The organism is Ruegeria sp. CF2, assembly GCF_056537385.1.
In genome coordinates, this window is record NZ_JBQFRL010000001.1 from 968,845 (window position 1) to 991,103 (window position 22,259).

Annotated in this window: 24 protein-coding genes; 10 read left to right on the forward strand and 14 right to left on the reverse strand. The window is 60.9% G+C overall.

The features are described 5' to 3' along the window. The first annotated feature begins 22 nt into the window (after positions 1-22). Both ACR0IR_RS04705 and ACR0IR_RS04710 read left to right on the forward strand, forming a co-directional pair. Positions 23-391: a group I truncated hemoglobin gene (locus ACR0IR_RS04705; protein WP_170363596.1), complete on the forward strand. Its 369-nt coding sequence runs from the start codon at positions 23-25 to the stop codon at positions 389-391. Further along, entirely contained in the window at positions 388-1,446 is a 1,059-nt protein-coding gene (locus ACR0IR_RS04710) for an adenylate/guanylate cyclase domain-containing protein (RefSeq protein ID WP_170363595.1), read from the forward strand. Before ACR0IR_RS04705 ends, ACR0IR_RS04710 begins: the two co-directional genes overlap by 4 nt. Positions 1,447-1,449: 3 nt before the next feature. On the opposite strand, the gene ACR0IR_RS04715 is transcribed toward ACR0IR_RS04710, so the two are convergent. The 9 genes from ACR0IR_RS04715 to guaA form a co-directional block, all read right to left on the reverse strand. Further along, positions 1,450-2,064 (reverse strand): TetR/AcrR family transcriptional regulator, encoded by a 615-nt coding sequence (locus ACR0IR_RS04715; protein WP_093961897.1) that lies wholly within the window; start codon positions 2,062-2,064, stop codon positions 1,450-1,452. A 123-nt stretch (positions 2,065-2,187) separates the two neighbouring features. Next, positions 2,188-3,057 carry a polyphosphate kinase 2 gene (gene ppk2 / locus ACR0IR_RS04720; RefSeq protein WP_170363594.1) on the reverse strand — a complete coding sequence of 290 codons (870 nt, stop codon included), beginning with the start codon at positions 3,055-3,057 and terminating at the stop codon, positions 2,188-2,190. Positions 3,058-3,106: 49 nt separating this feature from the next. Further along, the gene (locus ACR0IR_RS04725; RefSeq protein WP_254441543.1) at positions 3,107-4,036 is read right to left on the reverse strand and encodes an alpha/beta fold hydrolase; all 930 of its coding nucleotides are present in this window, start codon (positions 4,034-4,036) and stop codon (positions 3,107-3,109) included. 13 nt (positions 4,037-4,049) lie between these two features. Beyond that, entirely contained in the window at positions 4,050-4,967 is a 918-nt protein-coding gene (metA, locus tag ACR0IR_RS04730; RefSeq protein ID WP_093961900.1) for a homoserine O-acetyltransferase MetA, read from the reverse strand. Positions 4,968-5,004: 37 nt separating this feature from the next. After that, on the reverse strand, positions 5,005-5,877 hold the full coding sequence (locus ACR0IR_RS04735; protein ID WP_170363592.1) for an ATPase: 873 nt from the start codon (positions 5,875-5,877) through the stop codon (positions 5,005-5,007). A gap of 49 nt (positions 5,878-5,926) precedes the next feature. Further along, positions 5,927-6,823, reverse strand: a complete 897-nt coding sequence (locus ACR0IR_RS04740; protein ID WP_480778981.1) for a DMT family transporter — start codon at positions 6,821-6,823, stop codon at positions 5,927-5,929. 130 nt (positions 6,824-6,953) lie between these two features. Continuing rightward, positions 6,954-8,084: an OmpP1/FadL family transporter gene (locus ACR0IR_RS04745; RefSeq protein ID WP_170363590.1), complete on the reverse strand. Its 1,131-nt coding sequence runs from the start codon at positions 8,082-8,084 to the stop codon at positions 6,954-6,956. A gap of 142 nt (positions 8,085-8,226) precedes the next feature. Then, a complete protein-coding gene (locus ACR0IR_RS04750) occupies positions 8,227-9,132 on the reverse strand; it encodes a DMT family transporter (RefSeq protein ID WP_170363589.1) in 906 nt (301 codons plus the stop codon). A 98-nt stretch (positions 9,133-9,230) separates the two neighbouring features. Continuing rightward, positions 9,231-10,790: a glutamine-hydrolyzing GMP synthase gene (gene guaA, locus ACR0IR_RS04755; RefSeq protein ID WP_170363588.1), complete on the reverse strand. Its 1,560-nt coding sequence runs from the start codon at positions 10,788-10,790 to the stop codon at positions 9,231-9,233. Positions 10,791-10,872: 82 nt separating this feature from the next. Here guaA and ACR0IR_RS04760 point away from each other — a divergent pair, with 82 nt between their 5' ends. Both ACR0IR_RS04760 and ACR0IR_RS04765 read left to right on the forward strand, forming a co-directional pair. Further along, the gene (locus tag ACR0IR_RS04760) at positions 10,873-11,310 is read left to right on the forward strand and encodes a GNAT family N-acetyltransferase (RefSeq protein WP_170363587.1); all 438 of its coding nucleotides are present in this window, start codon (positions 10,873-10,875) and stop codon (positions 11,308-11,310) included. A 140-nt stretch (positions 11,311-11,450) separates the two neighbouring features. Then, a complete protein-coding gene (locus ACR0IR_RS04765) occupies positions 11,451-12,995 on the forward strand; it encodes a trimethylamine methyltransferase family protein (protein ID WP_170357634.1) in 1,545 nt (514 codons plus the stop codon). Here ACR0IR_RS04765 and ACR0IR_RS04770 read toward each other — a convergent pair. Beyond that, positions 12,988-13,296 carry a DUF6477 family protein gene (locus tag ACR0IR_RS04770; protein ID WP_170363586.1) on the reverse strand — a complete coding sequence of 103 codons (309 nt, stop codon included), beginning with the start codon at positions 13,294-13,296 and terminating at the stop codon, positions 12,988-12,990. The genes ACR0IR_RS04765 and ACR0IR_RS04770 overlap by 8 nt on opposite strands. Before the next feature lie 238 nt (positions 13,297-13,534). Between ACR0IR_RS04770 and ACR0IR_RS04775 the strand changes: the two genes are divergently transcribed. Together ACR0IR_RS04775 and ACR0IR_RS04780 are read left to right on the forward strand one after the other, a co-directional pair. After that, positions 13,535-14,638: a DUF6456 domain-containing protein gene (locus ACR0IR_RS04775; protein ID WP_170363585.1), complete on the forward strand. Its 1,104-nt coding sequence runs from the start codon at positions 13,535-13,537 to the stop codon at positions 14,636-14,638. A gap of 60 nt (positions 14,639-14,698) precedes the next feature. Then, on the forward strand, positions 14,699-15,622 hold the full coding sequence (locus ACR0IR_RS04780) for a LysR substrate-binding domain-containing protein (protein ID WP_170363584.1): 924 nt from the start codon (positions 14,699-14,701) through the stop codon (positions 15,620-15,622). A gap of 48 nt (positions 15,623-15,670) precedes the next feature. Here ACR0IR_RS04780 and ACR0IR_RS04785 read toward each other — a convergent pair whose 3' ends face one another. Then, positions 15,671-16,219: a peroxiredoxin gene (locus tag ACR0IR_RS04785; RefSeq protein ID WP_170363583.1), complete on the reverse strand. Its 549-nt coding sequence runs from the start codon at positions 16,217-16,219 to the stop codon at positions 15,671-15,673. A gap of 266 nt (positions 16,220-16,485) precedes the next feature. On the opposite strand from ACR0IR_RS04785, the gene lipA reads away from it, so the two are divergent. Both lipA and ACR0IR_RS04795 read left to right on the forward strand, forming a co-directional pair. Then, the gene (gene lipA / locus ACR0IR_RS04790) at positions 16,486-17,436 is read left to right on the forward strand and encodes a lipoyl synthase (protein ID WP_170363582.1); all 951 of its coding nucleotides are present in this window, start codon (positions 16,486-16,488) and stop codon (positions 17,434-17,436) included. Then, a complete protein-coding gene (locus ACR0IR_RS04795) occupies positions 17,433-18,587 on the forward strand; it encodes an amidohydrolase (RefSeq protein ID WP_170363581.1) in 1,155 nt (384 codons plus the stop codon). Before lipA ends, ACR0IR_RS04795 begins: the two co-directional genes overlap by 4 nt. On the opposite strand, the gene ACR0IR_RS04800 is transcribed toward ACR0IR_RS04795, so the two are convergent. Further along, on the reverse strand, positions 18,577-18,750 hold the full coding sequence (locus ACR0IR_RS04800) for a hypothetical protein (RefSeq protein WP_170357639.1): 174 nt from the start codon (positions 18,748-18,750) through the stop codon (positions 18,577-18,579). The two genes, ACR0IR_RS04795 and ACR0IR_RS04800, sit on opposite strands and share 11 nt — an antisense overlap. Positions 18,751-18,773: 23 nt before the next feature. Next, positions 18,774-19,316, reverse strand: a complete 543-nt coding sequence (gene hpt / locus ACR0IR_RS04805; RefSeq protein ID WP_005983543.1) for a hypoxanthine phosphoribosyltransferase — start codon at positions 19,314-19,316, stop codon at positions 18,774-18,776. 75 nt (positions 19,317-19,391) lie between these two features. On the opposite strand from hpt, the gene ACR0IR_RS04810 reads away from it, so the two are divergent. Next, positions 19,392-19,838: a type II toxin-antitoxin system RatA family toxin gene (locus ACR0IR_RS04810; protein ID WP_480778982.1), complete on the forward strand. Its 447-nt coding sequence runs from the start codon at positions 19,392-19,394 to the stop codon at positions 19,836-19,838. 38 nt (positions 19,839-19,876) lie between these two features. After that, on the forward strand, positions 19,877-21,172 hold the full coding sequence (locus ACR0IR_RS04815) for an MmgE/PrpD family protein (protein WP_170363579.1): 1,296 nt from the start codon (positions 19,877-19,879) through the stop codon (positions 21,170-21,172). Here ACR0IR_RS04815 and pyrC read toward each other — a convergent pair. Then, positions 21,169-22,206: a dihydroorotase gene (pyrC, locus tag ACR0IR_RS04820; RefSeq protein ID WP_170363578.1), complete on the reverse strand. Its 1,038-nt coding sequence runs from the start codon at positions 22,204-22,206 to the stop codon at positions 21,169-21,171. The genes ACR0IR_RS04815 and pyrC overlap by 4 nt on opposite strands. Between the last annotated feature and the right edge of the window lie 53 nt (positions 22,207-22,259).

Consider the following 22,259-nt stretch of genomic DNA (forward strand, 5'->3'; position numbering starts at 1 on the left):
CGCGATTTTTTGGGGTTTTGGTGTGGGTCAAACGATTTACGAGAAATACGGCGGGTTCAAAACCATCAGCCGGATCGTGATGACATTTTACGAAATGGCATTGGAATCGGATGAGATCGGAGGCTACTTCGAAGATATCGACATGCCACGGTTGATCGATCACCAAACCAAGTTCGTTTCGTCTCTGGTGGGGGGTCCCGCGTCTTTCAGCGATGATCGGATCGAGGCCGTGCATCGCCACCTCAACATCAGCCACGATGATTTCGACGAGATGGCTACGCTGTTCGGTGAAGCGCTTTCAATTCATGGAATGACCGAAGATGACGTGCAGGTCGCGCTGGCTGCGATCGAAGGCAAAAGGCCGATCATCGTTGCCCGGGATGCGGCATGAGCATCCTGGCCATCAACGAGCATCTGCTGCGTGCCATCGGGGTCGGTGTAGCGGTATTGCGGGCCTCGGACCTGACCTTCGTGTTCCACAATGGTCCATTTGCCGAATGGTTCGGCAAACCCGAGCCCGGCCAGACACTTTTGGATATATTGCCGGATCTCGACCAGCGCGAACTGGATGACGTCAAGCAATCGGGCCTGCGATACTCGGTCGAGCTGCAGATGAAGCCGAAACGCCGCACGCTGATCTTCGCGGTGACGATTTCCTTGGCCAACGGGATGGATGAGCAGGTTCTGGTTGTCGAATGTCAGAACATAACGAAAATTCGTGAGCTGGAAAGCATGATCGACAGCTATTCGACCATGGTCGAGCGCAACACCCGCGAGTTGGAAAGAGAAAAGGAACGGGTCGAACGGCTTTTGCTGAACCTGATGCCGCGTGCGGTCTATGAAGAGTTCAAAACCTTCGGCGTAGTGACGCCTCAGCTGTATGATCAGGTTTCCGTGGTCATGCTGGATTTCGTCGGCTTTACGGATTTTGCGGCAAAAACAGACCCTACGGTCACCCTCAGTGAGTTGAATGACATCTTCACCGCCTTCGACCGGATCGTCGAACAGTTCGGGTGTGAACGGATCAAGACGATCGGGGACGCTTATCTTGCGGTGTCAGGCATGCCCGACGCCACGCCTGACCACGCCACGGCGGTTGCACATTGTGCGGTCCGATTTCTGCGGTATCTGGAACGGCGCAACGAAAGTCATCCGCACAAATGGCAGGCCAGGATCGGGCTTGGCATGGGGCCCGCCGTTGGGTCCGTGGTAGGGATCCAGAAATACGTCTATGACGTTTTCGGACCGGCCGTGAATATCGCATCGCGGTTGCAGGTCTTTGCAAACCCCATGAACATCGTTGCCCCGGAAGAGATGAAATACGCCCTGATCGATGAATTTCAGGTCTCGGACCTGGGTCCGGTCGACATCAAGGGGATGGGCATGATGGATCTGATCAATGTCACCTCACGGCTGAACGCACCGCATGCCAGCCGGATGTTTTGACGATCATTCGTCGGGCGGCACCAGCCCCAACCCTCTGAGGTAAATGCCTATCCCGGATTCCAGCAGGTCTTCGGGCGGGAAGGGCGAACTGGCCCCCGCATTGCGGGCATAAAGCTCGACGACACCATGGCTCATCGCCCAGATATGCGCGCTGAACATAGACGCCGGTGGTCGCTTTTCAGGCGGGATGTGTTCTGAAAGATCGGCCGCAGCCATTTCCAGCACCTCCTTTGCCCGGTTGGCGGCCAGCGCCAGCTCGGGCGTCCGGTTGACCGAGATTCCGCTTTCGAACATCGAGATGTAGTGGCCGGGGTGCTTGCGCGCAAACGCCAGATATGCGCGCCCAGTCGCTTCGAAAGCAGCCAGCGCCGAGGGCTGCCCCTTGTCATAGGCATACTGCATGAGGTCTGCGAACATCTCGAACCCCTGACGGGCCGCCTCGGCGATCAGATCCTCGCGACCCTGATAGTGCCGGTAAACCGCGGCTGGGGTGACACCGGCCCGTTTTGCGGCCTCAGACAGGGTAAAGCCGGTCGGACCTTTTTCTTCGATAAGCGAGAGGGCGGCGTCGATCAGCGCCTGTTTCAGATTTCCATGGTGATAGCCGCGTTTGGTCATTCCGCCGGCACCTGCCTGTGTTTGCGTGCTCTTTTACCAACCAGACATAATGCACGCGGCGCAGCAGGTCCAATCCCTGGGGCATGATCGGAGGGGCCACTGCTTGACCAAAGGCGCACTAGACTACGCATCCCAGATTTCCGGTCCGCCACAAATCATCGGGTCGGGCTCTCCAACGGCTTCGGCGTCCTTTTCGTCATAGTCCAAGGTCGACAATACCGCCCGGATTGCCGCAAGCCGGGCGCGCTTCTTGTCGTCCGAACGGATGATCGTCCAAGGGCACAGATCGGAATGGGAGCGTGTCAGAGTTTCGGAAATCGACTGCGTGTATTCATCCCATTTGCCCAGACCGGCGATGTCGATAGGGCTCAGTTTCCATTGTTTCAGCGGATCATTCTCGCGCGCGAGAAACCGGCTGAGCTGTTCCGCGCGCCCGACGTTGAGCCAGAATTTGAACAGGTGAATGCCGTCATGCACAAGCCCGTTCTCCAGTGGCATGACCTGCCTGAAGAAGCGTTCCCGCTGGTCTGCGGTGCAAAATCCAAAGACGTTTTCGACGACCCCCCGGTTGTACCAGCTGCGATCGAAGAAAACGATCTCGCCGGCTGATGGCAGGTGCTGGATGTACCGCTGGAAATACCATTGGCTGCGCTCGGCGTCGGAGGGCTTGCTGAGGGCGACATTGCGGGCGCCACGCGGGTTCAGGTTTTCCCGGAACCGCTTGATCGTACCGCCTTTGCCCGCTGCATCCCGACCCTCGAACACGATCGCGATGCGTTGCCCGGTTTCCTTGACGCATGCCTGCATCTTGACCAGTTCGATCTGCAGGGCCTCCATCTGCTTGTCATAGTCCTTGCGCTTCATCCTCTCCTGATATGGGTAGCTGGGGTTCAGGATGTCGCCTTTTTCAGCGTCCTCGATGGCCTTTCGCACGCTCTCGGGAGCGTCGTTCCGAAAGTAGCTGTTGATTGCTCGGTCCGCTGCACGGGTCATGAGTTGCCTCGCCATAAAATCCAGTTTCTACTATGGATTACGGGCGGGGTTAACGCAAACCCGCTCGTTCCGCGGCACGTTCGACCGCAGCAGCAACTTCCGGAGCGTCCACCACCTGCGGCATGTGCCCCATGCCTTCAAGTTCAATCAGCTCAGCGCCGGGGATTTGTTCGATCAGCCGTTCGGAATGCCAGCCCAGACCAACTGTCGTATCTGCCGTACCATGCACGATTTCGGTGGGCACCGATATCTCAGGGTAGCGCGGTTGCAGTTTGGCAACTTCGTCCAGGAGGTTGGCCCGTTGTTTTGCGTTGGCATGCATCGACGACCGGCGGAGCGTCAGGGCCGGGCCAAAATGCTCGGCATAGCCTTCGGGTGCGGTCTGGGGGGCAAAGACCGTATCCAGGGCCTTGTTGACGTACCAGTCCGGAACGTAGGCGGTGATCAACGGCAGGACGAGAGCATTTCCCCAGGCGGTCGAGGCAATGCGGTTGAAGGAATCGAGCGGAGTTTCCCATGGCACCGCGGCCGGGGCGATCAGGACCAGAGCCGAGATGTTGTCAGGGCGCGTCACAGCCCAGGCCAGTGATACCGACCCGCCATAGCTTTGGCCGGCGACGATGGGTTTGTCGGCCCCCAGCATCGCGGCAGCTTTCTGCAGGATTTCCGCCTGCTCAACGATGGTTTCGCCATCCGCCGAGAAGCTCTGAGAATAGCCCAGCCCCGGCCGGTCGAATACAATGACCCGAAAGGATTTTGCCAGCAACGGCGCCAGAGCAAACGTCATGTCCCGGGTATTGCCGCTGGACCCGTGGATCAGGACGACATCTGGGCCTTCGCCCATCACGACGGCATGTACAGTAACGCCGTCGACATCCAATACCTGACCCTCTGGCGGAAACGCGGCCTCGGCCCGTGCCTCATGGCGTGCGGCAAGCCAAGCCGTCAAAGCCGCAAAAAGGGCCGCAAACAGGCCCAAGTATATCAACGACTTAATGACCAATTTTCGTCATGTCGAAAGGAGTGGTCTGGTAGATCTCGTTGATCCAGTTCCCATACAACAGATGCGCATGGCTGCGCCACCGGTTCTGAGGCGTGCGAGACGGGTCATCGTCGGGATAATAGTTGATAGGCACATTGATCGGAGTGCCGTTGGCCACGTCCCGGTCGTATTCCTGTTTCAGCGTGTCACTGTCGTATTCGAAGTGATTGAAGATATACAGCGCCCGGTTCTGCCGATCTTCAACAAGACACGGACCGACCTCGTCGCTGCCCAGAAGGGTCACAAGCCCTTCGGCAGCGTCGATTTCATCCTGACGGACTTCGGTCCAGCGACTGACCGGGATCACGCAGTCATCCGAGAAGCCTCGCAGGAAAGGCGAGGCCGGTGACAGGTTCCGATGCCGGAAACACCCAAACGCCTTGGCGTCCAACATATATTTTTTGACGCCATGAAAGTGATAGATCATCGCCATACCACCCCAGCACACGCCGAAGGTCGAATGCACATTGGTTCGGGTCCATTCGAAAACCTCGGTCAGTTCGTCCCAATAGGTGACGTCCTGAAACTCCAGATGCTCGATGGGGGCGCCGGTGATGATCAGGCCGTCAAATTTCTGGTCCTTCACGTCCTGAAAGGGGCGGTAGAACTCCTCCATGTGTTCGGCCGCGGTGTTTTTGGTCTGATGCTCGGTCATGCGGATCAGGGACAACTCGATCTGCAGAGGCGTCGCGCCGATCAATCGGGCAAACTGGTTTTCGGTCTGGATTTTCTTCGGCATCAGGTTCAGCAACCCGATCTTCAGGGGCCGGATGTCCTGCCGTGCGGCCTGATCCTCGGCCATGACCATGACGCCCTCTTTCGTCAGAACGTCAAAGGCCGGGAGGTCGGACGGAATCTTGATAGGCATGAGGCGGGTTTTTCCAGTTTCTTCTGAAGCGTTCTAGTTAGGACGCCGCGGCGCGGGTCTCAAGTGTGCTCTCGATCAACTCATCGAAATCACGCGCATCCCGCACCTTTCCGATTGCGTCGGCGGTAACAGTGACCCCCCAATTCTCAGCCATAGATTGGTATCTGGGCTGTCGGTGGGCAAGAGCGCGGGCATAGGTCCAGCGGATGAAGTCGTCGGGATTCACCTCTGCCTCGGCGCAGCCGTGCTGATCAAGGTATTCCTGCCAGGCGCGCGTCAGGAAATCGGCCTGATACGACATCGGTTTGGGGGCCTTGTCGAACCGCCGGATCAGTTCGGCGGTATGATCGTCGTCGCCCTTGATCCAGACCATCAGGGTCTGGCGCGACAGTTCCGACAGGACGTGGTCGGAAGGATTGTCAGGGTCCACCCATTCGCAGATTGACCCGCCGGTGTCACAGATGAAATGCGGGTATCCGTACAGACGTTGAGCGCGGTCAATGAAATATTCGGTGTCCAGCAGAGCGTGGATTTCGGCCTGCCGGAACTGCTCTTGTCTACGCCGATATTCCGGCATCGCCAGCCCACCCAGGGCCGGGTTTCCGGGCTTGCCCAGATAGGCGGCGACCGGCGTCAGGTTTTCGAACGAAATGTTGGATCCGATATAGATCGAGTCAGAGAGCAGCAGGTCCCGCAGAAAGGGAACTTTCATGGCCTCAGCCTTGGCGTTGTCGGTGATGTATTCACCCATGTAACGCGTGCCAATTCGATAATCGATCGAGTAGTGGAACCAGTCGCCCGAGTCGCGAAGGATGTTCGACACGTATGTCTTGCCCAAGCCGGACATGCCGAAAAACAGCACCTTTTTGCGCGCCGTGTCGCGCCAGTCCTTCGCCGAGCTGTAGATCATGTGCAACCGTCCCTTGTTTTGTCCTAGCTAAATCGGCCCGGCGATGGCGTCAATCTCGGCCGCGGGATCGGCTTAGGATCAATAGCCCCAATGCAAGGATTGCAAAGCCGATGAAGGCATTCGGGGCAAGGGTTTCGTGCCGGACATAGGCGCCGAGCAGAATGGCGACCGGAGGGATGATCAGGGTGACCAGCAGCAGGTTGCCGCTGCCGGCGGCGGCCAGAACCCTGTAGTACAGCAAGTAGGCACCAGCCGTAGCGACGAGAGCGTAATAGGCTACGGCGATCCACGTTGTCGTTGGCAGGTCGAACGATGGCGCACCGTCGACGACCAGCATTACCGGCAGCATGACGATGGTTGACCCGCTCAGCATTCCCGCCGCCGCAACCTGCGGCGCCAGGCCTGACAAGCGCAAACGGGCCCAGACAGCCGCCAGCGCATAGGATATGGTCCCCGCCAGAATGGCCAGCTGAGCAGCGCTTTGCAGGCTGAACCCAAGGAAATTGTGCAATCCGATTGCGGTGGAAACTCCGCCAAAGCCAAGCGCAACACCCACGGCTCGACGTTTGGTCAGTCGCTCGTCGGGAAAGAACGCAGCAGCAACCAGAACACCGAAGATTGCCGTGGCAGCGTTCAAGATCGAGGTCAGACCGGTGTCGACATACAATTGGCCCCAGGCCATCAGCGAGAAGGGCAATACGTTGTTCAGCAGACCCATGACCAGAAAAGCACCCCAAATACGCGGGTCCCTCGGTATTGTTTCTCGGCGGAGGAGAACGACGGCCCAAAGTGCAAGCGCGGCCCAGAAAACGCGATGAAAGACGGCCGTCATCACAGGTATCGTGTCCAGTGCGACGCGGATCGCCAGGAAGGACGCGCCCCAGATCAGTCCAAGAAGAATGAGCTCGAACCAAGCAAGGGCGGAGAGGGATTTTTGTTGCGTCATGGCTATTTCTTGCATGTTTCTGTTTGCCTCACGCGGAATACTTGCATTCGGCAATTCGGTAAGCGACCCGGATCATGCGAAAAACCCCGCCACAAGGGCGGGGTTTTCCAATTCTGTATGAGCGTATCCCTTAGTTCAGGGCGTAGGTCACCTGAATACCAACGCTCCACGCGCTGTTTCCGGAGAAGTTCGCCCGCGCCCCGGGGCCCGCACCGTCAGCGGTTGCGTCGCCCAGATCGGTATAGCGAACGCCGCCCGAAATCTTGGCGCGTTCCATCGAGTAGGTGCCGCCAAGGCCGATGCTCCAGAACCCGTCGGTCGGACCCAGGTTGGAAACGGGCTCATTGGTTGCCGATTCATAGCCAAGGGTCACTGCGCCCGAGAACTGTTCGGAGAACTGGTAGCCAAGACCCAGCGAATAGGTCCAGGTCGGATCGTCATAGTCCACCAGCGCGCTGGTCGGCGGATAGTTCGGGGGATCGTAAACCGTTTGCGGCCAGTCAACCCAGCGGATCGATCCGAACAGCAGTGTCTTGGGCGCAACGCCGGTCTGGAAGTCCAGATTCACCGATTGCGGAGAAACAACCTCGCTGGAAGTGTCGAACGTCGCAACAAAACCTCCAGGGGCCGGGGGGGGAGGGTTTAGCGACTCGGTTTGCGACAAGTCATGCGAGATCTTCGAGTTGTAGGTCAGCGCCACGCGCGCTGCGATCTCGGGCTTTTCCCAAGCCACACCTACGACGTAACCCAGCGCGGTATCCTTGTCGGCATTCACCTCGTAACCAGCCGCCGCCGGCACGGCAACGTCAGCGCTGAGCCGCTGAATACGCAGACCACCGATGGCGCTGAAGCCGCCGTCGAACTTGTAGCGCAACAAGGCAGTAATTGCCTCTGTGTCGGCTTTCGCGCGCAGAACGTCAGTGCGACCGCCCGGGATCGGGTTCTGCGAGAGCGGGTAGTTCGAACCGTAGGCGATATCGGCACCGAACGGTTCGTCATAGATCAGCGCAAAGTCGAGTTGGTCGGTGAAGGCGTGCTTGTACGCGAGATGAGGCGAGAAGAAGTCGTTTGCGACGTTGCCCGAGTCAACGCCCAGCATCGTGCCGCTTACGCTTGGGTTGGTGTAGCCCAGGCGAAACTGTACGACGGAACCTTCCTCAAAGATAATGTTGATGCCTTGCCCACTACGGTCGATACCGCCGGCATGAGCGGCGGTCGCCCCTGCACAGAGCACGCACGCCTGTAACAGCGCTTTCTTCATGTATTCCTCCCATTTCACTATCCGGCGCCACAGTATTGTCTTGTGAGTGTCAGTGGCGGTGATTTCTGTGACCATTATTCACGGGGAGTTTAAAAAAACGTCAACCACTGACCATACGTTAGTTTCTGCCAGTGACCGAACGTCAGTTTTTGTGTGTGGTTTTTGCCAGAGTGCCCGATCCCGCGCGGCCTTCGGACCAGACATTCAGGAAAATGCCCGAGAAAATCACGACGGCGCCCAGCATGGTCCACTGATCCAAGGGTTCGTGATAGAGCAGCATCCCAACGATGGCGATGGTCGGCAGGCGCGCGAAATCAAAGGGAATAACGACCGTGGCCGGAGCAATGGCAAGCGCATTAGTAATGCAGAAATGGGCCAGCAGGCCGGCCAGCCCGACCAGCAACAACAGGGGCGCGCTTTGAGCGGTTGGCAGGACGATCTGCCCGTCCGCTCCGGCAACAGCAAGACCCATTGCGGCCTGCATCGTAGTCAGCCAGAAAACGATGCATCCGATGCTGGCGAACCCTGTTAGTTTCTTCGTCGAAATCGTTGTAAGCGCGAAGAAAACAGCCGAGGAGGCCGCTGCAAGAACACCGGGCGTGAGCGGTGTGGCTCCGGGTCGGGCGACGATCAATATGCCTGCGAAACCTATGATTGCCGACATGACCCGCGTGGGTGTCAGGCGTTCGCCCAGCAGAAGCGGAGACAGGAGTACGACCCATATCGGTTGCGTAAATTCCAACGCAAAAACCTGCGCCAGCGGGATGACGCTGACAGCGTAGAACCACAGGTTTTGGCCCGCAAAATGCAACGAGTTTCGAACCGCGTGCAGACCCAGACGTTGTGTCGATACCTGGTGCCATTTGCCGGTTGCCGTCAAAACGGCCGAAACGACGATGACGCCGACAATGCTGCGGTACATCATGATTTCAAACGTGTCGTGCGTCAGGCTAAGCTCGCGCCCGGCAACGGCCATTGACGAGAACGAAGCGATCGCCCCGGTCATCCACAGCGCGGTTTTGGCAATAATCGATTTGCTATCGCGCATGTTTCGATCCTTGGGCTGAGCGTGCGTTTGGCCACCGAACCAAAACCGACGCCGGTTCACAACAACAAAAAAGCCGGGTCAGCGCCCGGCTTTTGGTGTCATTCCCATTCGATCGTGCCCGGAGGCTTGGAGGTGATGTCATAGGTGCAACGGTTGATGCCCTTGACCTCGTTGATGATCCGGGTGGCGGTTTCGCCCAGGAATTCGTGGGTGAACGGGTAGTAATCGGCCGTCATTCCATCAACCGAGGTCACCGCCCGCAAGGCGCAGGCATAGTCATAGGTGCGCCCGTCGCCCATCACGCCGACTGTGCGCACCGGAAGGATCGCGACGAAGGCCTGCCAGATCTCGTCGTACAGGCCGTGCTTGCGGATCTGGTCGATATATATCGCGTCGGCCTCGCGCAGGATCTCCAGCTTTTCGCGGGTGATCTCGCCCGGGCAGCGGATCGCCAGGCCCGGTCCGGGGAAGGGGTGGCGGCCGATGAAGCTGGGCGGCAGGCCCAGTTCACGGCCCAGCGCGCGCACCTCGTCCTTGAACAGTTCGCGCAGCGGCTCGACCAGTTTCAGGCCCATCTTCTCGGGCAGGCCGCCGACGTTGTGATGCGATTTGATCGTGACTGACGGGCCGCCGGAAAACGACACTGATTCAATGACATCGGGGTAGAGCGTGCCTTGGGCCAGGAACTCGGCACCCTCGATCGTGTCGGCGTGTTTCTGGAACACGTCGATGAACAGCTTGCCGATGATCTTGCGCTTGGTCTCGGGGTCCGAAACGCCGTCGAGCTCTCCCAGGAACAACTCGCTTTCATCCGCGTGGATCAGTTGGATGTTGTAGTTGTCGCGGAACATCGAGACGACTTCCTGCGCCTCGTTCTTGCGCAGCAGGCCGTGATCGACGAAGACGCAGGTCAGCTGGTCGCCGATCGCCTCGTGGATCAGGATCGCGGCGACCGAGCTGTCGACACCGCCCGACAGGCCGCAGATCACCCTCTTGTCGCCGACCTGTTCGCGGATCTTGCGGATCATCTCGTCGCGATAGGCGCCCATGGTCCAGTCGCCCTTGAACCCGGCCAGTTTCACGAAATTCTCGTACAGTTTTGCGCCCTTGGGGGTGTGGTGCACCTCGGGGTGGAACTGAACGGCATAGAAATGACGGCTGGTATCGGCGGTGATCGCGAAAGGCGCGTTGGGCGAGGTGCCGAACACCTCGAACCCCGGTGCGATTTGGCTCACATGATCACCGTGGCTCATCCAGACCTGTTCGTCGCCATCGGTGAACCAGCCCTCGAGCAGGTCGAGCTTGCCGCGCGGCGTCACGAAAGCCCGCCCGAACTCGGCGGTGCCGTGGCCGCTTTCGACCTTGCCGCCCAGCTGGTGCATCATGACCTGCTGGCCGTAGCAGATGCCCAGGATCGGAACGCCATACTCGAATATCTCTTGCGGGACGCGCGGTGATCCCTCGCGGGTCACGCTGTCCGGCCCGCCGGAAAAGATGATGGCGCGCGGGGCCATGTCCCGCACGAAATCCATCGTGACGTTCTGGTAGGGGTGGATTTCGCAATAGACGTTCAACTCGCGCAGGCGGCGGGCGATCAGCTGCGTTACCTGGCTGCCGAAGTCGATGATCAGAAGGCGGTCATGGGATGTCTCGGTCATACCCGGCCTTTAGGTCGGAAGCCTTGCATGTGCAAGCGCCTTGACGTCATTTGGCGGGAAAGAGTGACGCGGAGCGCATTGAATGACCGGAATTTCGCTCAGAAGGGCTGTGGCAACCGATGCGGAGCCCATCCGCCGATGTATCGAAGCGGCCTATGCCGCAGCGCGCCAGTCCATTCCCGACCTGCCGGATGTGACCGAGGGGGTCGAGGAGGACATTCGCGACCGGAACGTCGTTGTGGCCGTGGATGAAACATCCCTGCAGGGTGTCGTGGTTTTTGGTTTCGAAAGAGAAACCGCGATGATCTTCAATCTGGCCGTTTCACCGGATGCGCAAGGGCGGGGCATTGCTCGTCGGCTGCTCGATTTCGTCGCGACAGAGGCTCGCGAAAACGGAGTTCGGAACATGCGCCTGACAACCCACCGCCTGATGACGGGCACCCGCGCGATGTACCGCCATCTTGGGTGGCAGGAGACCGAGCACGAGGGGAACAAGGTTTATTTCAGCAAGCCAAACTGACGCCCCGTAAGGCCTGTTGCTGGTGCTGGACAGCGCGGAATATGTCGCTTTTCCCCCTATTGCGCCGGAATCCACATCTGGTGAAGTCGCGGCATCTTGTAACAAGCAATCCAATCTAAACTTTCACACGGGATCATCTCATGACAGAGGCAAGCACCCGACGCAGAGCGCGTGGTGGCGGAGGCGCCGCCCGCCGGGCCGAGCGTACCGCGGTTCGGATCGAAACGGCGAAGTATATCGAACGCAACATTCCGAACTTCGAGATCCTCAATGACGAAGCGTTGGAGATCATCGAGGCCAATGCGGAAACCGTGCTGGAGGAAGTCGGCGTCAATTTCGTCGACAACCCCGCGGCGCTGGAACGCTGGCGCGATGCCGGGGCCGACATCGATGGTGAGCGCGTTCGCATTCCGCGAGGTCTGGCCCGCGAACTGATCAAGACCGCGCCCAAGGAGTTCACGCAGCACGCGCGCAACCCCGAAAAATCGGTGGTAATCGGCGGGCGCAACCTTGTGCTGGCGCCGGTCTACGGACCGCCTTTCGTGCGGGACGCGCAGGGTGGTCGCCGCTATGCCACGATGGACGATTTCAACAAATTCGTGAAACTGGCCTACATGTCCAAGTGGCTGCACCACTCGGGTGGCACGGTTTGCGAACCCACAGACGTTCCGGTGAACAAACGTCATCTGGACATGCTGATGGCGCATATGACGCTGTCTGACAAACCCTTCATGGGTTCGGTGACCGATCCCAGCCGGGCGCAGGATTCGGTCGAGATGTGCGAGATCCTGTTCGGCAAGGAGTTCGTTCAGGAAAACACCGTTATGACCTCGCTCACCAACATCAACTCGCCGATGACCTTCGACGACGTGATGATGGGGTCGCTGGAAGTCTATGCGCGCAACAACCAGGCCTGCATCATCTCGCCCTTCATCGTGGGCGGTGCGATGGCTCCGGTTTCGGTTGCTGGTACTCTGACGCAGGTGCTGGCCGAGGTGCTGGCCGGCATCGCCTACAGCCAGATCATCCGCCCGGGTGCACCGGCCATTTTCGGCGCATTCGTGTCGTCGATCGACATGAACTCTGGTGCACCGACCTTTGGCACGCCCGAAGCCGCGCACATCACCTATGGCGCCGGTCAGTTGGCGCGCCGTTTGGGTGTTCCATACCGCTCGGCCGGGTCGTTCTGCGGATCCAAGCTTCCGGACGCGCAGGCGGCTTACGAGACTGCGAACTCGCTGAACATGGGTCTGCTGTCAGGCGTCAACTTCATGCTGCACGCCTGTGGCTGGCTCGAAGGCGGTCTGGTTGCGGATTTTGAAAAATTCGTCATGGACGCCGATCAATTGGGAGCGCTTCATGCGTTGGCCAAAGGGGTGGCCTATGATGAAAACGCGCAGGCCATGGACGCGATTCGTGAGGTGGGGCCGGGTGGCCACTATCTTGGTTGTGCGCACACCCAGGCCAATTTCCAAAGCGCCTTCTGGAAAACCGACCTGCTGGACTACAAGCCCTTTGAAACATGGGAAGAAGAGGGTGCACGGGACACACGCATGCTGGCCTCGGCCCGGGTCGAGCACCTGCTGGCCAACTACCAGCAACCGCAACTCGACCCGGAAAAACTGGCGGCGCTAACCGCCTATGTCGAGGAAAAGAAAGCGTCCATGCCCGACGCCTTCACTTGACGACATGCAGTTCCGGGGCGCGGCTGGCTTGATGCAGTCGCGCCTCACCAATCAGAGCGATCAGTAGGTCCAGGTGGCGCACCAGCGAATACGCGGCGTTGCCCGAGCGTCGTTGGTCGTCGACGCTCCGCTCCATCTCCAACAGTCGCATCAAGGCCGCTCCGGTTCCCGGTAGCGCGCCATAGCCAAACAGGCGCTGCAAGTGGCGGTCACGGTCGTATTCCTGTGCTCCGACCTTGGCTGCCCGAGACAGCAGTCGCGGGCGGCGGAGGGCGGTGATCATAGTCGTCAGGTCCTGCATTTCGGCGTTCCTCTGTTCAATTTTGCCTGCAGCAATTTTGCACAACCTAAGCGGGTGTTGCCGTGATCGGGCTCGCGCCGAACGATGGTTTCACGACTGTTTATCTTTTTGAATCAATTCTGGTCAGAGCCGTTGGAGGTTAACGAACGAGTAACGAAAGCAACTCTAGGTAGATTTGGTTAACACTTTATCCGACGGCGGACAGTGGCAGTTTGATTGTCGACGAGGGCGAATAACGATGGAAAACAGCACCGCATTCACCGTTCCAGCTTGGGTTCCCGAAGGGGCACAGCGATACCTGGCTCATACCGAGGCGGGACGGTCGATCCGGGATCTGGCGCGGTCGGCAGGGTGTCACGCGTCAACCATTCTGCGACAGATTCGAAGGATCGAAATGCGCCGCGACGATCCCTTGGTGGATGCAGCACTGCAGTCACTTGCCGAAACACACTTTCCCGGTGCAGGGAATGAAGTCGCCTCTGGTCCCTTGTTTAGCGTCGGCGATGATCCTCATCGCATTCCCAATGCCGAAGACGAGGCGTTCGAGCGCGAGGCCTTGCGGGTGCTGCGGCGCCTTTGCGAAACGGGTGCGGTTCTGGCCGTGGCCGAGGACATGGAAAAGGCGGTCGTTGTCCGCGACAGCGGCGAGGGCGGTACAACTCGGACCGCCGTTGTTGATTGCAAGACCGCTCAGGCTCTGGCTCTGAAGGACTGGATCGTTTGTGACAATGCGGGGCGTGTGTCGCGTTACCGGATCACGCAAATGGGCCGAACCGCATTAAGCCAGTTGATTGCCGATGCCGAAAACCGCGCGCGGACACAGACAGAATATGGCATGGCCGAGGCACCGGCGAAGTTCAAAACGCGCAGTCAAGCCGACGAGAAGCGTCCACGGCGCATCCGTTATTGCGCAGCGGAGAGCCCGCTGATTGCATTGTCGCGCCGACGCGACCGGGATGGAAAGCCGTTTCTGGACGAAAGCCTCGTGCGCGCCGGAGAGCGACTGCGCGAGGATTTCGAGCTGGCCCAGATCGGACCGCGGGTCACGCAGAACTGGGACCGGTTCCTTACCGCTGGCGGTCGTGCGGGTTTCGAAGGCGATGCACTGGTTGGGCGCGGGTCGTCCGAGGCGCGTGATCGCGTGGCTCGGGCCTTGTCGGATCTGGGTCCGGGTTTGAGCGACGTTGCGCTGCGGTGTTGTTGCTATCTGGAAGGCCTGGAACTGGCCGAGAAACGGATGGGCTGGTCAGCACGTTCCGGGAAGATCGTGCTGCGCATTGCGTTGCAGCGCCTCAAGCGCCATTACGAGAAGCAAGCAGAGTGTGACAGATTGATCGGCTGATATACCTTTGTTTCGATTGGCCGGAGTTGCGGAAAACGCAGCAGGTGATAATCAGGGGTTATGAATTTTACCCTCAGACAGCTGCAATACTTTCGCGCCGTGGCCGAGCAGCGCAACTTTGGCCGGGCCGCTCAGGTGTGTCATGTGTCTCAACCGGCACTATCGGTGCAGATCCGGGCTTTGGAAGACATCATGGACGGGCCGCTGTTTGAAAGGCGCGCCCGTGATGTTCTGCTGACACCATTGGGGCGCGATGCGCTTGAGCACGCACGGCGCATTTTGGGCGCGGCCGAGCGGTTGGATCGGTTCGCGCGTGACAACTCCACCGGGCATCGCAGTCTGTCGGTCGGTTTGATCCCGACCGTCGCACCGTATCTGCTGCCGGGTGTCTTGGCTGGTCTGCGGTCGGCGGATGTGTCCCTGCGCGTACAGGTACGCGAGGCACGCACCGAGCGGTTGCTGTCGATGCTGAAAGCGGGCGAGATCGACGCCGCCGTGCTGGCCCTGCCGGTGGGCGCGCGCGGCCTGGACGAGGTACCTCTGTTTGAGGATCGTTTTCTGCTGGCTGGCAGCGAGACGCGCCTGAACAGCCTGACCGTCAGCCCCGACGCTCTGCGCCCGATCGACCTGAACGCGGCCCAACTGATGCTGCTGGAAGACGGGCACTGCCTGACGGATCAGGCACTTGAGGTGTGCGGGCAGGACCGGACCAGCGCCCATATCAACATGGGCGCGTCGTCTTTGGCCACGCTGTCGCGGTTGGTGGCGGAGGGGTTCGGCCTGACCTTGATTCCGGAATTGGCGGCGCGTTCCGAGGCCGATGCCGTGCCGGGGCTGAAACTGCTGCGGTTCGGCGCCCCGGAGCCCGCGCGGCAGATCGGCCTTGTGCGGCGCGACTCGTCGGATGGGGCTGTGTGGTTCGATCAACTCGCCCAGGTGATCCGGCAGGTCGGTGAAAGCATCGTGTCGGAAACCCGGAACTGAAAAGGGCCCGCGCGCGGCGAGCCCTTCGAGTGGAGGCGGGTTGACGGCTCAGGCCATTTCGGGCTGTTGCGCTTCTTCCAAGTGCTTCATCAGGTTTTCGGGCGACGAAACGCCATAGGGGTCCTCGGGGCAGTTGTCCATCAAGCCGGGCTCTTCGAACCACGCCTCGACCACACCGTCCTTGATGATGGCGGCATAACGCCACGAGCGCATGCCAAAGCCCAGATTGGCCTTATCGACCAGCATGCCCATCTTGCGGGTGAACTCGCCCGACCCGTCAGGAATGACCTTGACGTTCTTCAGCCCCTGATCCTGCGCCCATTTGTTCATGACAAAGCTGTCATTGACCGACATGCAGTAGATCTCGTCGATGCCCTTGGCCTTGAACGCCTCGTAGTTGTTCTCGAACCCCGGCAGCTGGTAGGTCGAGCAGGTGGGCGTGAACGCACCGGGCAGCGAGAACAAGATGACCCGCTTGCCTGCGAAGTAGTCTGCCGTGGTCTTGTCTTCCCAGCGGAACGGGTTGGGCCCTTCGATCGAGTCGTCGCGCACGCGGGTGTGGAATGTCACGTCGGGCAACTTGGCACCGGTTTTCATGGGGCATCTCCTGTGATTCACATTTGTTCGGCCCGTGGGTTAAAACGATTCCAAACCGGCTTCAACACGGGATGTGCTGCGTTTGCGAATATCCTCTTGTCTCCGGAAATCATGTCGAAATTTGCGTTGACCTCCCAAGAAATCGCGCTTCTATTCTGCATCTGCAAAACGCTGACGCATGGCTGCTATGCACGGCTGGCGTAATACATCCGACCGGTTTATGTTATGCACCAACCAAATTGACCCAAAGTCAGGAAACCGGCCCCGTGCGCGATCTGAAAATCCCTGAACAACGTCACCCGGAAAAGGCGCATAAGCCCGACAATGCGCAGCCGAAAAAGCCCAACTGGATTCGGGTGAAAGCGCCCGGCGGCAAGGGCTATGCCGACACGCGCCGGATCATGCGCGACAACAACCTGGTCACCGTCTGCGAAGAGGCCGGCTGCCCGAATGTGGGCGAATGCTGGAGCCAGGGCCACGCGACCATGATGATCATGGGCGAGATCTGCACCCGCGGCTGCACCTTCTGCAACATCGCCACCGGTCGCCCCGATGCGCTGGACGCGTTCGAACCGGGCCGGGTGGCCCATGCGGTGGAAAAGCTGGGCCTGAACCACGTCGTGATCACCTCGGTCGACCGCGACGACCTTGCCGATGGCGGGGCCGAGCATTTCGCTCAGACCATCCGCGCAGTGCGTCACCGGTCGCCCAAGACCACGATCGAGATTCTGACCCCGGATTTCCTGAAATGCGATCCGTCGGTTCTGGAAACCGTGGTCGCGGCCAAGCCGGACGTGTTCAACCACAACCTTGAAACCGTGCCGGGCCTGTACCCCGAAGTGCGCCCGGGCGCGCGCTATTTCCATTCGCTGCGTCTGTTGCAGAGGGTCAAGGAACTGGACCCGTCGATCTTCACCAAGTCGGGCATCATGGTTGGTCTGGGCGAGGACGAACAGCAGGTGCGCCAGGTCATGGACGACATGCGCGCCGCCGATATCGATTTCCTGACCATCGGCCAGTATCTGCAGCCCACGCCGAAACACCACCGCGTGGACCGCTTTGTCACGCCCGAAGAGTTCGCGGCCTATGAAAAAGCCGCCTATGGCAAGGGGTTCCTGATGGTCTCGGCCACGCCGCTGACCCGGTCGTCGTACCATGCGGGCGATGATTTCGCGCGTCTGCGGGCGGCACGACAGAAAAAGCTGGGGCAGGCGTGACGCCCGAACGGCTCGCGCAACTGACTGCGTTGCGCCACGCTTTGCACCAGCGGCCCGAGGTCTCGGGTGAAGAGGCTGAAACAGCGGCATTCATAGCCGAGCAATTGCGCGGTGTGACCGGCCGGGTTCTGACCGGGATCGGTGGGTACGGGGTCGCGGCCGTGTTCGACACGGGCCAGCCGGGGCCCACCGTGGGCATTCGCTGCGAACTGGACGCGCTGCCGATTTTGGAGATGCCGGGCAAACCCTGGTACTCGCAGGTTCCGGGCAAGGGTCATCTGTGCGGACATGACGGCCATATGACGATGGTGTTGGGCGTGGCGCAGGAATTGGCGCAAACGCCCGTGTCACGCGGTCGGGTCGTGCTGATCTTCCAGCCCGCCGAAGAGACTGGGCAGGGCGCACGCGACTTTCGGAACGATCCGCAATACGCTGAAATGCAGCCGGATTTCCTGTTCTCCCTGCATAACCTGCCGGGGCTGGACCTGGGAGCGGTCGAGCTGTGCTCTGGCCCGGCCAATTGCGCCTCGCGCGGGATGCGGGTGCGGCTGACGGGCAAGACCTCGCACGCGGCGGCTCCGCAGGACGGCCTGTCGCCGGCCTCGGCCATGGCGCAGTTGATGCCGGCCCTGACCGCCTTGGGGCCGGGCGGAGAGCTGACCGAGGATTACGCACTGACCACCGTCACCCACGCCCAACTGGGGGCCCCGACATTCGGGGTGGCGCCCGGCGAGGCCGAGATATGGGTCACGCTGCGCACCGTCTCGGACGCGCGTATGGGACAACTGGTCGATCAGGCCGAGGCGCTGGTCCGCAATGCCGCCGCCGACGAGGTTCTGGGTGTCGAGATCACCTATGACGACGTTTTCGACGCCTGCGTCAATGACCCGGAGGCCGTGCAGATCCTGGCTCATGCCTGCGCGCAGGCCGGGGTGCAACCGCGCCTGACCACCGTGCCGCAACGGTTCTCGGAGGATTTCGGGCAATTCGCCAAGGGGTCGAAAACCGCCATGTTCTGGCTGGGGGCCGGGGTTGACCATCCGCAACTTCACAACCCCGACTATGACTTCCCCGATGCGCTGATCCCTGTCGGCGCGGGTATATTTCTGGCGGCAATCCGTCAGGTTCTGGACGCGCCGGTCACGGCCTGAGCTTGCGCGGCTGGCTGGTTGCCCATTCGGGCCACCAGCCCATGTATTCAACGCCGGCAATCACCAGGCACAGCACGATCAGGCCCAGCACCAGCTTGACCCGCTGGTCCGAGGGCGGATTGCGCGCCGATCGGGACATTCGCAGAAGGTGGCGCAGGATCATGGGGCCTCGAATCCGCGGCGGGATCAGTCTTCGGTAAAGCGGACCTTGCCGATGAAGGGCAGGTTGCGGTTGCGTTGGGCATAGTCGATGCCATAGCCCACGACGAATTCGTCCGGGATTTCAAAGCCGATCCAATCGGCGCGGAAATCAACCTCGCGGCGGCTGGGTTTGTCCAGCAAGGCAATCGACTTGAGCCGTTTCGGCTGGCGGCTGCGCAGCAGGTTGGTGACGTGGTTCAGCGTGTGCCCCGTGTCGACGATATCTTCGACCACCAGTACGTCGCGCCCTTCAATTGCGCCGCGCAAGTCCTTGAGAATGCGAACTTCCCGGCTGCTTTCCATTGAATCGCCATACGAGGACGCCTCGAGGAAATCGACCTCGATCGGAAGGTCCAGTTCGCGCACCAGATCGGCAATGAAGACGAAGCTGCCGCGCAGCAGGCCTACGACCACCAGCTTGTCGGTATCGCCGAATTCGCGGGTGATTTCGCGGCACAATTCCTCGATCCGCGCCGCGATGGCCTTGGCCGAGATCATCTCATCTATCACATATGCGCGCTGGCTCATGGCTGCCCCCTTGATCTTTGGCGCGCAACATACGACATGACGCGCCATTGTCACGTTTCAAATGCCCAGGTTGCCATGCCCACTCATTCGGAAACCCGCCACCTCCCATACAGCGCGCAGCAGATGTATGATCTGGTTGCGGAAGTGGCGAAATACCCCGAGTTTCTGCCTTGGTGCGCGGCCGCGCGGATCCGGCGGACCTATGCGGCGGGCGAGGCGCAGGTGATGGAGGCCGATCTGGTGATCTCGTTCAAGGTGTTCCGCGAACGGTTCGGCAGCCGGGTGACGCTGTACCCCGAGCAGAAGAAGATCGACACCGAATACCTGGACGGCCCGTTCAAATACATGAAATCGGACTGGCATTTCGAGGACGCCCCCGAGGGCGGCTGCAACGTGTCCTTCCACGTGGATTTCGAGTTCAAGAACGCCGTGTTGCAGGGCATCATCGGCGTGGTCTTTAACGAGGCGATGCACCGGATCGTGCGCGCTTTCGAGCAGCGCGCGGCCAGCCTCTACGGCTGAGGGTTTACCCGGCGCGGGCGCACGTTAGACTGCGCCGCATGACTGATTTCACACGCACTCTTTCCGAATTGGCCGCAGGGCCGGTCAAGACAACGGCGCAGGCACGGATCGTGACGTCTCTGTCCGCGCTGGATTGGCTGGCGGTCGGGCGCGCAGGGGGCAACGAACCGGTCTCTCACATCCTGCGAGGGATGGTGCTGGACGAAGCCGGGGCCGGACAGGCCACCCTGTTCGGCGGCGGGGCCGCGCCGATGCGTGCGGCGGCATTGGTCAACGGCACGGTGTCGCATGCGCTGGATTATGACGACACGCATTTCGCCCATATCGGCCACCCCTCGGTGGCGGTGTTTCCGGCCGCGCTGGCCGTGGCCGAGTGGCAGGACCAGCCCATCGTCGATTTGCTTGAGGCGGCCTTGGTGGGGATGGAACTGTCCATCCGTGTCGGCCTGTGGCTGGGGCGGGGGCATTATCAGGTCGGGTTTCACCAGACTGCGACGGCGGGCGCGTTCGGAGCGGCCGTGGCGGCCGCCCGCCTGCTGGGATGCGATCCGGCGGCCATGCGCCGGGTTCTGGGGCTGACCGCGACCCGGGCGGCGGGCCTCAAGGCGCAGTTTGGCACCATGGGCAAGCCCTATAATGCGGGGCAGGCGGCTTCGGTCGGGGTCGAGGCCGCGCTGCTGGTGCAGCGGGGGTTCGTTCCCAATCCCGATGCCCTGACCGGGCCGTTCGGGTTTGGCGCGACGCATCACGGTGCCGATGACACAGCCACAGCGCTGTCGGGGCTTGGGGATGAGTGGCGGTTCGAAAGCGTCAGCCACAAGTTCCACGCTTGCTGCCACGGGCTGCACGCCGCGCTTGAGGCTGCGCGCGATCTGGACATCGCCGAACCCGAGGTGGCCGAGATCAAGATCCGCACCCATCCGCGTTGGATGAGCGTCTGCAATCAGACCGCTCCGACCACCGGGCTGGGCGCCAAGTTTTCCTATCGGACGGTGATCGCCATGCAGGCGCTGGGATACGAAACGGCCCTGCCTGAAAGCTACACGGACAAGGTCTGCGCCGATCCGCGCCTGCAATCGCTGCGCGACCGGATCACGGTCGAAGCGGACGAAACGCTGTCCGAGACCGAGGCCCGCGTGGCGCTGCTGCGGCGGGACGGAGTACGGCGCGAGGCGACCCACGATTTGGCCGCACCGATAGCCTTGTCCGACCGCGAGGATCGCGTGCGCGGCAAGGCCGCCAAGCTGATCGGAGCGGACGAGGCCGATGCGATCTGGTCGATGCTGCGCACCGGCGGGCGCGCAGCGGATCTGGCAAAACGACTGGTTGATTAGACCACGCGCCAGTGAAGCGGGAAGCCGGGGTCGAACACGGTGACCGGGCCGTCCTGCGTTTCGATCTTGTCGGGGTAGCTGACCGGTTCGCCCTTCTGCAGGGTGATGGTCTGATCGTTGACGGGCAGCCGATAGAACCTGGGCCCGTTGACCGAGGTGAACCCTTCCAGCTTGTCCAGCGCACCCGCGCGGTCAAATACCTCGGCCACCAGTGACATGGTGTTGGTCGCAGTGAAACATCCCGCGCAGCCGCAGGCCATTTCCTTGTTGGCATCCGTATGCGGGGCGCTGTCAGTCCCCAGAAAGAACCGTTCGTCGCCCGAAGTCGCGGCATCGACCAGCGCCTTGCGGTGCTCTTCGCGTTTGGCGACGGGCAGGCAGTAGTAGTGCGGCTTGATCCCGCCAACCAGGATGTGGTTACGGTTGATGATCAGGTGATGCGCAGTGATCGTGGCGCCCAGGTCGGTTTCGTTCGCGCGCACATACTCCACGCCGTCACGGGTGGTGATATGCTCCATCACCACGCGCAGGCCGGGTGTACCCTTACGGATCGGGTCCAGAACGCGGTCGATGAACACCGCCTCGCGGTCGAAGATGTCGATCTCGGCATCGGTGACCTCGCCGTGCACGCAGAGCGGCAGGCCGATCTCGGCCATCCGTTCCAGCACGGGGCGCACCTTGTCGAAATCCCGCACGCCCGAGGCCGAGTTGGTCGTGGCCCCTGCCGGGTACAGCTTGACCGCCTTGACCAGACCGCTTGCATGGGCCGCGGCCATGTCGTTGGGGTCGGTATCCTCGGTCAGGTACAGGGTCATCAACGGCTCAAAGCTCATGCCTTCGGGCAGGGCGGCCAGGATACGGTCGCGGTAGGACGCGGCCTGAGCGCCGGTGACCACCGGGGGCACCAGATTGGGCATGATGATGGCTCGCGCGAAATGGCGGGCGGTTTCGGGCAGGACGGCCTGCAGCATGGCGCCATCGCGCAGATGCAGGTGCCAGTCATCGGGGCGGCGGAGAGTCAGAGTATCGGTCATGGCGCCGGGCTAGCACAGGCAGGCCGCACGGGAAAGTGACAACAAACCTTGCC